Annotated in this window: 11 protein-coding genes; 3 read left to right on the forward strand and 8 right to left on the reverse strand. The window is 39.1% G+C overall.

Annotation, left to right across the window (positions count from 1 at the left end; translation table 11 throughout):
• Positions 1–494: 494 nt before the first annotated feature.
• The 4 genes from CWATDRAFT_RS23395 to sat all read right to left on the reverse strand — a co-directional run bounded on the left by CWATDRAFT_RS23395 (position 495) and on the right by sat (position 6765).
• The gene (locus CWATDRAFT_RS23395; protein ID WP_007307337.1) at positions 495–1364 is read right to left on the reverse strand and encodes a GNAT family N-acetyltransferase; all 870 of its coding nucleotides are present in this window, start codon (positions 1362–1364) and stop codon (positions 495–497) included.
• 3 nt (positions 1365–1367) lie between these two features.
• Positions 1368–3002 (reverse strand): DUF6930 domain-containing protein, encoded by a 1635-nt coding sequence (locus tag CWATDRAFT_RS23400; RefSeq protein WP_007307336.1) that lies wholly within the window; start codon positions 3000–3002, stop codon positions 1368–1370.
• 147 nt (positions 3003–3149) lie between these two features.
• The gene (locus tag CWATDRAFT_RS23405; protein WP_007307335.1) at positions 3150–5369 is read right to left on the reverse strand and encodes a caspase family protein; all 2220 of its coding nucleotides are present in this window, start codon (positions 5367–5369) and stop codon (positions 3150–3152) included.
• 232 nt (positions 5370–5601) lie between these two features.
• Entirely contained in the window at positions 5602–6765 is a 1164-nt protein-coding gene (gene sat / locus CWATDRAFT_RS23410) for a sulfate adenylyltransferase (RefSeq protein ID WP_007307334.1), read from the reverse strand.
• Positions 6766–6903: 138 nt separating this feature from the next.
• On the opposite strand from sat, the gene clpP reads away from it, so the two are divergent.
• Positions 6904–7512, forward strand: coding sequence for an ATP-dependent Clp endopeptidase proteolytic subunit ClpP (clpP, locus tag CWATDRAFT_RS23415; RefSeq protein ID WP_007307329.1), 609 nt, complete (start codon positions 6904–6906; stop codon positions 7510–7512).
• A gap of 178 nt (positions 7513–7690) precedes the next feature.
• Here the strand turns inward: clpP and CWATDRAFT_RS40340 are convergent, their stop codons facing one another.
• The 4 genes from CWATDRAFT_RS40340 to CWATDRAFT_RS38805 all read right to left on the reverse strand — a co-directional run bounded on the left by CWATDRAFT_RS40340 (position 7691) and on the right by CWATDRAFT_RS38805 (position 10337).
• Positions 7691–7876, reverse strand: coding sequence for a hypothetical protein (locus CWATDRAFT_RS40340; RefSeq protein WP_021829667.1), 186 nt, complete (start codon positions 7874–7876; stop codon positions 7691–7693).
• A 48-nt stretch (positions 7877–7924) separates the two neighbouring features.
• A complete protein-coding gene (locus CWATDRAFT_RS23420) occupies positions 7925–9031 on the reverse strand; it encodes a TAXI family TRAP transporter solute-binding subunit (protein ID WP_007307333.1) in 1107 nt (368 codons plus the stop codon).
• Positions 9032–9049: 18 nt separating this feature from the next.
• The gene (locus CWATDRAFT_RS23425; RefSeq protein WP_007307332.1) at positions 9050–10072 is read right to left on the reverse strand and encodes a hemolysin family protein; all 1023 of its coding nucleotides are present in this window, start codon (positions 10070–10072) and stop codon (positions 9050–9052) included.
• A gap of 124 nt (positions 10073–10196) precedes the next feature.
• Positions 10197–10337 (reverse strand): hypothetical protein, encoded by a 141-nt coding sequence (locus tag CWATDRAFT_RS38805; protein WP_007312387.1) that lies wholly within the window; start codon positions 10335–10337, stop codon positions 10197–10199.
• A gap of 318 nt (positions 10338–10655) precedes the next feature.
• Between CWATDRAFT_RS38805 and CWATDRAFT_RS23435 the strand changes: the two genes are divergently transcribed.
• Entirely contained in the window at positions 10656–11642 is a 987-nt protein-coding gene (locus CWATDRAFT_RS23435; RefSeq protein ID WP_007307330.1) for an RNA polymerase sigma factor, RpoD/SigA family, read from the forward strand.
• Positions 11643–11675: 33 nt separating this feature from the next.
• A complete protein-coding gene (locus CWATDRAFT_RS23440) occupies positions 11676–13031 on the forward strand; it encodes a cytosine deaminase (RefSeq protein WP_007307331.1) in 1356 nt (451 codons plus the stop codon).
• The last annotated feature ends 703 nt before the right edge of the window (positions 13032–13734 follow it).

Below are 13734 nucleotides of genomic sequence, written 5' to 3' on the forward strand. Positions count from 1 at the left end.
GGGGATGGAGTGTTTGGATTCGTTTTTATTTTTTTGTTTGGGCAGTGGTCAATTCTGCGTTGTTAGAGATTGTTGTGTGCTGGTCAACATCTTGTGAAGAGAAACTGTTGTGGGCTTGACTACCACTCAATCATGAGACATTGTTCCCAACTGTTCATCGGCGATAGCTCTAACTAGCTTTGAATCAATGGTAGCATTTTTTGGTCATAACCCCCCACTATACATGAAAATCCCCGATTTTACCTTTATGTTGTCAAGACAGATTCTTTATTGCGGTGAGCAATTACGGTTTTTAACTTGATTTTCGATTCGACGAATTGTTTCTGTTGAACTCTCACTTTTAGCTTAACACAACACAATGATTAGATTTAAGGATGTTGAATAATGTTTACACAGATTTTTGTCCACTTATTAACACCTCCCAAAACCCTTAGCGTGAGGCTGAAGGGCTTTAAAACTGTTTTTTAGCATAGTGTCCTGGAGAACCATAGTAATTATCCAATTTCTAAACTCGTTATTCCAAAAATCTTATTCCAATTTAGTAATGGTGGTTGATGGGTGTACATTCTCACACATTCAAAAATTAACTCCATTTGATAAGATGTCACTAATGAAATGGCTTCTCTATTAAGATCAGGAACATCAATATAGATATTGTTATTGTTAGCGTAAGTTGATAAAGCTAATAATAATTTCTCTGCTATTGCTTGATTCTCAGAAAATAAGGGAGCAATTTTAAATCCTTCAACTGACTTTCTAATGACTCCATAGCCAACAATTTTATCTTTTTCTATAACAGCATACCCTTGACTATTCGATTGCTTAATCCAAGGTTCAAGAAACTGCGCTCGAAACCCAGGAAAATACTGACTATCATAATCACAGAGTTGATTAAAATTAACTTCATTAATATTAACAATATCCTGAGAAATTTGTCCTTGAATGACTCCTTTATAGCGTAAATGTAGATGATCTGATTTAAAACCCCATTTTTGATAATTATGAACTTGTTGGAAAACTGCATCTAAAGCTGCTGGTTTATTTTCAATTAACTTAAAAGCCTCTTGAAAGGTTTTTAAGCCATATCCTTGATGACGGAATTCTGACTTAACAATATATATTCCAATAAAGTTAAAGTTTTCATTATATCTAACGACAGAGATACAACTGATAGGATTACCGTTTAATTTACCTATTAAAAATCCCTTCTTATCTGTAACGTAATAATTGTAAGCATCATTAATGCCTGGATTCCATCCTTCTGCTTTTGCCCAGGATAGTGCTAGTTTAACTTCATCTGTCGTCATAGGACAAACAATAAACTCTTGATTATTATTTGTCAATTCATTCCCTAATTGATTCATTTTTTAGTCAAATTCAGATTCAGGCGTAAGTTGCAACATACCCATGGCCAGGGCTTTTGGTTCAAGATATTGGGCTTCAAACAGAGCCAACATATCCTTTAAAGTAGGATTACCTCGAGAACTACCAGTCACCCCCATGGCCACCACCAAACCGCAGTATCCCCCTGTTTGCTGACAGCGTTTTTCCCATTTTTGTCTCGCTTGTTGATGTTCAGGATCATCCTGCATAAATTCGCCAAAAATGAATAAAGAATTATCTCCTGTTTGTAAAATGCCCAAATCGTACATTAGTTCTTCCCAAGGATCTTCTCCTGGGTTAAAACAAACCCCCCGAAGATTCCCTGCTTGCTGGAGAGTTTCGATCAACTGTTTGGCTTTAGGGCGAGAAGTTTGCACCACAACCACAGGCATTCCTTCCCCTTTGGGGGTTGCCTCCTGCAAGGGATAATAGGTTTTAGGGTTATCTTGTAACTCCTCAACAACAGTCCAGGGAATCATGCCTAGACTTAAAAAAGAATTGTCAGGAATCAGATCATCAACCAGAGGAAATCTAAGTCGCTCGTCCTCATCCTCATCATCTTCTAACCCTTCTAGTAATTCTGCTGTTAGTTGAGGAACGGTAGAAACCTTCAATTTAATGTTTTCCTTTTGACCCTCTTGTGAGGTATGAGTGAAGCGATAATATTTTTCAATCTTATCAAGAACATCTTCCCCCAAAGATAACTGATGGCGTTCAAAGAATCGCAAGAAAGATTGTATGGCATAGTAAATAATTTTAGCTTCCTCTTCATCAAGAAATGGACGAATACCCTCGTAGGGGTGAATACTACCGTATCGAGGTAAGCTTAACTCCCCATCAAAGTCATCGTCATCGTCATCGAAATCATATTCAGCGAATTCGTCTTCTAAGTTGTCAGGAAATTCAAAATTCAAAAACCAACAATCTTGAGCTAAAAAAGCTTGTTCAAGCTTATGGGTAGATTCTTCTTGCAAAGCAGCTTGACGAAACTGTTTAAGAGATTCTAAGGAGCGATAGAGAATGAGACCATATTCTTCTCCGGCCATTCCCATCACACAAAAATAAATAGTATCTATTCCCCAAATATTAAATTCAACAGAAATAATATCGTGATCAGCTAGGACATCCCAAGGACCTGCTTGAGCCACATCATGGGCAGTTTGTAACAATTTGGACTCGTAGTGGTTCGGCAAGGCTGGGGGACGACTATCTTCAGCCGTTTCAAAACTACGAAACAATTGGTCAATCAACGGCAAGTCTGGAGCATAATCAATGACAATATCTAAACTTTGTAAGGCACCTCGTAAAAAAAATTGTAATTCCCGGCTACGCACCACAATCTTTTGTGGTCTGGCCGGTTGGGCAGGAGTATGAGGGGATTCTATGGCTCGTAAAAGGGCTCTCACCACAGCTTCTGGTCCAACCTCGGGGGGAGCTACATCCATAGACCTAACCACCCCTTGAGAACCATCAACCCAAATAATACATTCTTCTTCTGGTGAGTTGCTAGGTACTCTACCTCTCAAACCAGCGACACAACGGCGATCGCCTTCCCAAACACTGGGAATTTGAGGTATTTTCTGAAGCCGACGTAGGGTGGTTTGAGGCAAATTATTCATAAATTTGATATGCAGAGTTAATTAACACTCAACTCCCATTCTACCCTAAAAGGCGAGGGGTCGATTTACTCATGGGCAAAAATAATAACCCTATCTCAAAGAGTATTTTGTTGTCAATTATCCATTGTCCATTAATGTTATTTTTTTTTAGATCACTTGATAAATAAAGCTTAAAGTTGACCAAGCTCGAACATCAAGAATATAACTATCAGGGTTAGCTTCAAGGATAGTGTTAGTTTGGCTACTAGCTACAGCCAAATCTTTAAGGAGAGCTTGAGCTACCGCTAAAGGATTATCTAAGGTGAGAATTTGCTCTTTATTGCCTTTAAACTCTGGTATTTTTTGCAATGCTTCTAGGGTTTTCTCAAAAGGGGTGATAGCTGCGATCGCCAAGACTTGTTCCCATCCTTGGATACTGGATGTTGTCCAGGTGAGTCCAGTAGAGGTGGGGGGAACAAAATTCTTGATCCCTGGTTTAATCGAAGGTTGCTCATTGGTTTTGGCTCCTCCTTCTTCTTCGTAAGGAGGAACATAAGCCATAGCTTGCCCGTTACTGTTAATAGCCAAAATTAGATAATAAAGAGGTTTTTCCCCAAGATTCTCCAATTGATAACGTAACCGAGTTCCTCTGGCTACTTTGGGTAAGCCTGGAAAATTCTGGACTTGGGTTACACTATCTTTATTCTTGTCCCTAGTTTGAGGTGGTGCTATGGTTGGCGTAGCTCGGGTAGTTTGCCGTTTTTCGATGGCATAAGGTTGAGGCTCAAGAGCTTCGAGAGTAACCCGCCAAGGGAGTTTAGAAGAGGTTTGGTTGACTGTTAAGCCCCATAACTTTAAGGCTAGGAGTTTCTCTAAAAAGGGGCGTAATCTTCCCACAGCGGATTTAATAGCTTCTCCTGATTTTCCTGTACTATTAGGTAGTTGAAATCCTCCGGGGAGAAACAGGGAGTAAGTCGCCTTTTCTTGGGGTTGGGGGGATGATTCGCCCAAAAAGGAGCGTAAACCTAAAATACAATCCACTGCTTCTTCTCCTTCGCTCACCACATCAGAGACAATATCAATACCTGAAAAAGCACTGGTAGCATCTACTCGTTCGATACGTTGTAATTGGGGATCAAGGGCAATGGTTAGACCGATGTTTGTGGGGAGACAACGAATAGATTCTTGTAGTAGTTGTCCAACTTTTAAAGGGGAGTTAGCACTTTGTTCTGGAGACAGTCGCCTGACTGTGGCTTCGAGGCCATTGCGAGAACGCAGTTGTAAAGGGACTGAAGATGATGATTGGTTAGTTATGACGTTAAATACCGAGTTAATCCCATAATGTCCGATGATATTGACGGGAAAGCCTGTTAAGTTAACTATAGCTGTATCGGCATCTTTAACCTTACTAATAAAACCTTCTGCTCCTTTATTCGTGGTAGGAAGAAGATAATAGGCAAAAAGGGGTTTAGTAGAACTATTTTCTTGTTGGGGTTGTTGTTCTCCCCCCATAATAGGGAGTATTTGTTCTGTGGTTTTATTGAGGGTGATGTTGATAGAACTTGCTGGTGCTGTAGACCATAAATTTTGGGTCAAGACATAAGTAAACAGTCCTGCACTAAAACCATTACCTTTCATTTCTGTGGCCACTTGTTGTGACCCTGTAGCAGTTAGGATAACGCCAGGTTCAGTGGATGCTTTGTTTTTAGGAAGTTTTTCTTGGAGTTTTGCTTGAAAGGTTAATTCTTCTGGGTCTATGCTATCGCTTGTATAGGGAAAAGAGCGAATTCGTAGATTACCCTGAAGGGTTTGACCGCTACTATAGTAACTGGTATCGAAAACCATAGTTACTTTCTCTGTGGAAAGCGCGCGCCCCAATAAGCGCAGGGTTTCCCCAAGAATATTCTTGGTGCTAGGCTTTCCTATTTTTAATCTGATTCCGTCTTGAGGAATAATCCCTGCTAGTTGTTTATTAGAGTTAGGTATAAGCTCAGAAGGAACGTTAATGTAATTTCCATAACCGCTAAAATGGAAGATTACCACATCTCCCGCTTTGGCTTGTTTGATTAAATGTTCCACAAAGGCAGTTTCTATGCCTTGACTGGTGGCTTCTTTATCGGTCAAAGTGAGTATGTCTTGGGGATTAAACCCAAAGCGATGGATCAGTAAATCTTTTTGTAGTTCAACATCAGTAATACAACCTTTGAGGTTGTATCTTTGTCCATAATCATTAATGCCCACCAATAAAGCTAATTTCCGAGAGGTGGGTTCTGCTAAGGTTTGATAGTATTTTTGAACTTTTCGATTTGGATATAGCCATTTAAGGCTTTCTTGAGCGACCCCCCAGGTGAGTAAGGTCTGTAAAAAAGTGCGTCGATCCCATTTCATGATTTGTGTTTGCTCTGTTGGGAAGATACCGCTATTACCATTTTGTGGGCTTCATTTATTCTATTACAAATCGTGGTTTACGGGAGTAGAGGGTGTACTTCGACTTCGCTCAGTAACAGGGGAGGGTGGGAAGTGTACTTCGACTTCGCTCAGTAACAGAGAAGTGTGGGAAGACTAGAAACAATATTAATATTCTGCTCAAGAAAGCTCCCCCATCTCCCGTCCCTTCTAATCAACCCTGCATTGCTTTAATTAACTCGGCGGCGACTTCAGGACGAGAAAACTGAGCAGGTGGCATTTCTCCCCGTCTTAACATTTCTCGAACTTTTGTCCCTGATAGGTGAATTCGTTCTTCTTTAGCACTGGGACTGGTTTTACTGGTGGCCATTTGTCCAGTGCGTTTACAATAAAAAGCGTGTTCAAATTTCATGGGAACAATACCCAATGCTTCGGCATCAAATTCATCGAAAATATGCTGTGCATCATAAGTTCCGTAATAGTCTCCTACACCAGCGTGATCTCGTCCCACAATAAAGTGGGTACAGCCATAATTTTTGCGGACGATGGCGTGGAAAATAGCTTCTCTTGGGCCAGCATAGCGCATGGCTGAGGGGTTAATGGCTAAAATTACCCGATTTTGGGGAAAATAGTTATCCATCATAATTTCATAACAACGCATCCGTACATCAGCCGGAATATCGTCGCTTTTGGTGGCACCAACAAGGGGATGCAAGAAGAGTCCATCTACCACTTCTAAGGCGCATTTTTGAATATATTCGTGGGCGCGGTGGATGGGGTTACGGGTTTGAAACCCAACAACGGTAGACCATCCTCTTTCTTGAAATAGTTTACGAGACTCGGCCGGATCAATTTGGTATTTGGGGAATAAGAGATGATCGTCCCTTTCTAATAACCAAACCGGGCCAGCTAAATTAACAGCCCCTTGGTCATAAATAACTTTAACCCCTGGATGTTTACTTTCGTCGGTTCTATAGACGTTAACAGCTTCGTGGGTTTTATTGTAGTGATATTTCTGGGTTAATTCTAGAACTCCAATAAAGTTACCACTGGGATCGTCTAATCTCACCCAGTTACCTTCTTTGAGGGAGTCAGCTACTTCCTCACTTACGGATAGAGTAACCGGAATAGACCAAGGAACCCCATTGCTCAAGTGCATTTCTTCAACTACGGTTTCGTAGTCAGCCCTTTCCATAAAGCCTTTGAGGGGACTAAAACCACCAATAGCAATCATAACTAAATCAGAGGTGGCCCTTTTATCTAGGGTAATTATCGGTAATTTGTCCGCTTGGGCTAAAAATTCCTCTTTTTCTGCCGGAGTTGCGATACGGTTAATTAAATGACCCCCATGAGGGGCAATGCCATCTGTATGTGTCATCCTAATTATCTTTTTATAGTAGCTTTCAGGATTTATCGTACCAGGGTCTGGCAACTTTGGGTCACAATAAGACTTAACTGATAAGTGACCCAAAAACTCGTTAAAATCAAAACTAATAACTAAAAAAATCGAGACTTTATGATTCCAACCGTTATTGAAACCTCTGGCCGTGGGGAACGGGCCTTTGATATTTACTCTCGTCTCTTAAGGGAACGTATTGTCTTCCTCGGACAAGAGGTAAGAGATGAAAATTCCAATTTAATCGTTGCTCAGTTGTTATTCCTCGAAGCAGAAGACCCTGATAAGGACATTTACCTCTATATCAACTCTCCTGGTGGTTCTGTATCGGCAGGTTTAGGTATTTTTGATACCATGAATCAGATACGTCCTGATGTTTGTACCATTTGTATTGGTTTAGCTGCTAGTATGGGAGCTTTTCTTCTCAGCGCTGGTACCAAGGGTAAGCGCATGAGTCTTCCTAACTCTCGGATCATGATTCACCAACCTCTCGGTGGGGCCCAAGGCCAAGCAACAGATATCGAAATTCAAGCTAAGGAAATTTTGTATCTTAAGGGATTATTAAATAACCATTTGGCTAGTCATACCGAACAACCCTTAGATAAGATTGCTGAAGATACAGAAAGGGACTTTTTTATGTCCGCAGAAGAAGCGCAAGAGTATGGGTTAATTGATCAGGTAATTAACCGTCGTCCCTCAGCCAGTAACCCTCCTGTTCCTGTTAGTTGACACTCTCCCTTTACAATCTTTGATTTAACGGGAGATTCTTGCTTCTTATAGTGCTTAGAGATTAATTTTGCCCACCATTCCCCTTTCAAGACAATGATCTCGGTTTTGGTGGGCAATGATTAAGAATACTCTCGTCAACTATCCAATTGTCCCATTTGCCCACCCTACTTACTATTCGCTACATCTGATTCTTCATTTGTTGAATTTCATCGACTTTTCTAGGGTGATCATTCTCTAAACGAGCTAAATAATTTTCTCGCTGATAGGTGGCTGATAAGGCAACTTGCCAAGGAAATGTAAATGATTGAAAAGACTCAGGACTAATTAAATCTTTATCTAAATCAACAATTACTTCATTTAACATCTCTAAAAGCTGACTTCGGACTTTTTTTAATTGTGGTAAGTCTTCTGTTTATTGAATACTATCAATGATTTTCAGTAGTTGTAAATTATATAAATCTGCTCTATTTTTTTGTTTGCCTGTGAACCAGGAACGGAGTTGCCATACACTAGATATTAATAACATTGAAACGGATAAACATAAGCCTATCGCTTCGGCATATTCTACTATAAAACTAGGATTACCCTTATTATAATAATCCAAGGCACCAGGATGAAATGTAAACCCTAAATGTGGGCTTTCATCCCACTGCTCAATCATAGCGGCTTGGATGAATTCCTGGACTAATTCGTTCCTTGCTTCGTACAATATTCTCGTAATTTCAAAAATTACTTCTCGACTAATCTTTTTATTAGTAATTAAAACCGCTCGCACTCCTACGGCTGGTAAATCTTCCGCAGGTGTGGGACTAGCACCATGATAACTTCCTTTGGGAATTGACATCACTTCTAATGCAGGAAGTTCTAATCTTAAAGCGGCTCCTTGATCAATAGGAATTATTTTTATTTGAGGATTTCTGAGTAATTGAATAACCGCAGGATTTTCTAAGGAAACAACCCGAAATAACCCATCGACTTCTCCATCTTCTAATGCTTGATGTGCTTCCGTAATTGGTAAAGGAATAGTCTTTATTTGCTCAACATCTAATTGATAGTGTTCTTGCAATCTCCAAAACATATTATAAGAACCACTGCCTTTTGACATCAAAGCAATACGTTTTCCCTCAATATCACTGATATCATTTATTCCAGCATCTTGACGAACCATTAAATGAAATACCTCGGGAAAAAGAAAAGCAATTGCTTTGGTGGAATTATTGACAATTGTATCACTTTGAACTAAGGCTAATTCTGCCTTTTTTCCCTGCAATAATTCAAGATTTTCTTGAGGATCATTGCTCTCTATAACTTCGATTTTAATCCGATGATTATGATTATGTACGACCTTAGATAAAGCTTGACCAAAGGCATAATATTGACCTTCTTTTTGCCCTGTTACTAATACTAAAGTATGGACTCTTTTGTTATCTTGAAATAATAAAATAGCAAAAATAATAATTAAAAATATACTACCTAAGGCGGCAAAAATAGATGACTTTCTGAAAATACTCTCTTTCATAGCATATCTATTAAAAATTTAAACCAAGCGATCGCTAATGGATAAGTTTTGACGAACATAAGGGGAATCACTTTCATCATAAATTTCTCCAACTAATTCCTCTAAAATATCTTCTAAGGTTAGTAGACCGACAGTTCCCCCATATTCATCAACCACAATAGCAATATGAAGCCGTTGTTGTAACATTTCTTTTAATAAACTAGGAGCGCGCTTAGTTTCAGGTATATAGATGGGGTTATCCATTGCTTCTGTTACCTTAATTTGAGAGCGTCTTTCTTTAGGCACAGATTGCAAAGTTTGTAAGGCTTTTTTCAGATTGACAATGCCCACAATATGATCTTTTGATTCCCCCTGCACCGGAATGCGAGAGTAACCAGTTTCTAGGGATAAGTCAATAAATTCTTGCAAACTCGATTCATGGGAAATGGTGATCATTTCTAGACGAGGTTTGACTACATCTTTAGCTATTAATTGATCTAACCTTAAAGCTTTATTTAAGAGTTGATGTTTATATAAATCAAGTTTTCCTTTGCCCCCCAAAATTTCGATCATTAATTGTAAATCGGTTAAAGATTCCCCTGCCTGGAGGTTTTTGTCCGATTTCCCTTGAAATACCTGAATGGTTTTCTGGGTAATTCTCTCAAAAATCTGGACAACTTTTAGAAATGATAATACTTTAGATAACCAAAAAATGGGACGAATACACCAACGAAAAAAAGCACGGGTATTAAGAATAGCTAGGGTTTTAGGGGTGATCTCTCCAAAAATTAACACAACAATGGTGACTACTGCCGTAGCAACCCCCAAACCAGCACTCCCTAACCACATGGCAAATAAATTACTGGTGAGAATAGCTGAAAAATTATTGACTAAATTATTACCAATCAATAAGCTAGTAATAAAACGGCGACGATTTTCTAAGACTAAGCGATAAACACCCGAGGTATCTCCCTCTTTGTCAATTAATCCCCGTAACTTAAAATTATCAAAAGCCGTAATGGCCGTTTCCGATCCCGAAAAGAAGGCCGATAGCAGTAACATAACGGTAATCACTGCTAAATCAAGCCAAACCTGCCCCAGTAAAGGACTCGGTTTGGCAATGGTTAGAAAATTAGCGTTCGAGCTTAACAAAATTGTGTTGTTAGTAAAAAATTGTCAAGAAAACTTAACCAACGACATAGGCCGTTTTCAAAGCCCAGATGATTAGAGCAGTAATAGCACCGAGAACTAAAAAGGCTGAAACAGCTACTAAAACAGGTTTATCAGCCCCTTCAAACTTCATAATGCCACGATTTAAGTCCGACATAGCATTGATCCTGATTGATGAATAACAAAGGCTTCCTCAGCCTCTTCCCCTATCTAGGGTAGCGAACTTTTTCCCCTAATGAGTCTAAGGAATTGTAACAAAATTCTAATTTTCCAGGGATATGATCCAAATCAATGAACCTTTCAAATCTTGCCATCGTCTAAATATATGAGCTAAAATACAAACAAGTTAAAGTCATATCGACTTCACTTTGTAACTTTTCTTTCCAGTCCTTCTGTATTAACAAAGGGAATTTTTGGGAAAGATAAGAGTAGCAACAGACTTTATAAGCAGGTTGAAAGGAGTCATCTAATACAAATGCCCACTGCTAACGTTAACACCAAAACCAAACAGCCTATGTATTCAGCAGATATGGTACGGACTTATCTGCATGAGATTGGGCGAGTACCTCTGTTAACCCATGAACAAGAAATTATTTATGGGAAACAAGTCCAGAAAATGATGAATTTTTTGGAGAAGAAAGAGGAACTAGCAGACAAGTTAGGCAAAGAACCCACAGTCAAAGAATGGTCTAAAGAGCTAGAAATAGAGCAAAAAGCTCTTAATCAAGCCCTGGAACAGGGTGAAAGGGCTAAAAGAAAGATGATTGAAGCGAATTTGCGCCTAGTGGTTGCCATTGCCAAGAAATATCAAAAGCGCAATATGGAATTCCTCGATCTCATTCAAGAAGGAAGTCTAGGGTTGGAAAGAGGTGTGGAGAAATTTGACCCCACCAAGGGGTATAAGTTTTCTACTTATGCTTACTGGTGGATTCGCCAAGCCATCACACGGGCCATCGCTCAACAGTCCCGTACCATCCGCTTACCGATTCATATTACAGAAAAACTCAACAAAATCAAAAAAACCCAGAGGGAACTCTCTCAAACCCTGGGGAGAAGTGCGACACCATCGGAAATTGCCCAAGAATTAGAAATTGAACCCTCACAAATTCGGGAGTTTCTTAGTATTGCCCGTCAACCCATCTCATTAGATGTGAGAGTGGGAGATAATCAAGACACGGAACTTTCAGAATTATTAGAAGATCAAGGGGTATCTCCTGATCTGTATATTACTCAAGAATTATTGCGTCAGGACTTGAGGAATCTAATGGCTGAATTAACCCCCCAACAAAGAACTGTCTTGACGCTACGTTTTGGTTTAGAAGATGGCAAGGAACTATCTTTGGCTAAAATTGGCAAACGAATGAACATTAGCCGTGAACGGGTTCGTCAACTAGAACATCAAGCTTTAGCCCAACTACGGAGAAGACGGGCTAACGTGAAGGAATATTTAGCTGCTAGTTAGCTATCTGCCTTCTAAGTTCCCTATTAAAGATAGATGACTGATAACTGTTCCCTGATAACTGATAATGAGCATTTTTGGCTAAAAAATGCTCATGTTCCTGCCTGTATATTAGAAAATATTTCCATAAAACCCCAAACAAGAGAAAAATTATGTCATGTTGATTTAGAAATTAATCAAGGGAAAATTGTCTCAATTATTTCTCATAGTTCTGAGCTTACAAACCATCCTTATATTGACCTTAAAAAAGGGATTATTTTTCCTTGTTTCATAGATAGTCATACCCATCTAGATAAAGGGCATATTTGGGAGCGATCGCCGAATATTTCAGGAACCTTTGAAGACGCTTTAGCTACGGTTAGAAAAGATGCTCAAAAAAACTGGAGAAGAGAAGATGTTTATCGGCGGATGGAGTTTGGCTTAGAATGTAGTTATGCTCAAGGAACTATTGCCATTAGAACCCATTTAGATTCATTTGGCGAACAAGGAAAGATGAGTTTTGATGTGTTTGACCAACTAAAGAATAGGTGGCAAGAAAAACTTAATTTACAAGCAGTTTCTTTGGTTTCTTTAGATTATTTGTTAAGCAGAGAAGGAGAAAAACTAGCTGATTTAGTAGCTGACTATGGACAAATATTAGGGGGAGTAGCATATATAAATCCCCAACTTGATCAAGAATTAGAGCGAGTGTTTACCCTAGCAAAGGAAAGGAACTTAGACCTAGATTTTCATGCGGATGAGACCCTTGATCCCGACTCTATTTGTTTAAAAAAGATAGCCGAAACCGCCATTAGACAGGAATTTGAAAATAAAATAACTTGTGGTCACTGTTGTAGTTTATCCCAACAAGATCCTAAGCTAAGACAAGAAACTATCAAGGTAGTAAAAGAAGCCAAGATTAATATTATTGCCTTACCAATGTGTAACTTATATCTGCAAGATAGACAAGCAAATTATACACCAAAAATGCGAGGTGTGACCGATGTTTATGGACTAAAACAAGAAGGAATACCTGTTGCTTTTGCTAGTGATAATTGTCGAGATCCGTTTTATGGTTTTGGGGATCATGACGGATTAGAAGTATTAAAAGAATCCGTAAGAATTTGTCATTTAGATACTCCTTATGATGACTGGGTTAGTAGTATAAATAAAGTACCAGCACAGTTGATGAACTTACCCAATTTAGGTAAAATAGGAGTGGGATTAAACGCAGATTTAATAATATTTAAAGCCCGTTATTTTAGTGAACTATTTTCCCGTCCTCAAAGCGATCGCAAGGTAATGAGAAAGGGTAAATTAATCGATACTACTTTACCTGACTATAGCAAATTAGATGATTTAGGAGTTCGGAGTTCGGAGTTCGGAGTTCGGAGTTCGGAGGCGCGATATTAGGTGTACATATTGAGTCCGAGAAATGCTATAATTTGCTTCCTATTTACATAAAATTCCCACCAATTTTCCAAGGTGAGAATTTGAGCATTAAGTAATATTTGGGTTTATCTAGTGTATTCAATCAGTTCTCGTCTAGCACCAATTGCACCCAGGAGCATTAATGAGCATAAACCAAGTGATCTTTTCATAATTTTTCCTCCTCAACAGTAACTTGGTGATTAATATTTTCTGTTACCAAATATTGTAGTCTATTGGTCAATCCATGGGTGTATCGGTGTATGGGTTACCAACTATGGTTATGATAGTTGATTTGAGGAAAATTTATCAACAAATATCCTCAAGAATAACTTAATCTTGATGAACACATTACCAACTGATTCGCTCTAATAGTCAGAACTGCCAAACGGAACATTAAAAAAGAGGAAAAGTCTCAATGACCATATAATATGATAAAAGTATTTTTATGACCAATGTTCACTAATCAATCATTATCTTCAATCATGACTCGAACTGATTATCGNTTAGCGGTATTAGTACCCTGTCGCAATGAAGGCTTTAACATTGCTCAGGGTGGTTACCACATTCAGGCTACGCTACCAGAAGCGAGATTCTGTCTATACTATCCTTTCCCCGGTTGACCCATTGCCAAGCTTAACCGGCCGTGCCCTTGTCCGTAAAAACCGGACCTGGGAAGGCCACTTGG

Source organism: Crocosphaera watsonii WH 8501 (genome assembly GCF_000167195.1).
GTDB classification, from domain to species: domain Bacteria; phylum Cyanobacteriota; class Cyanobacteriia; order Cyanobacteriales; family Microcystaceae; genus Crocosphaera; species Crocosphaera watsonii.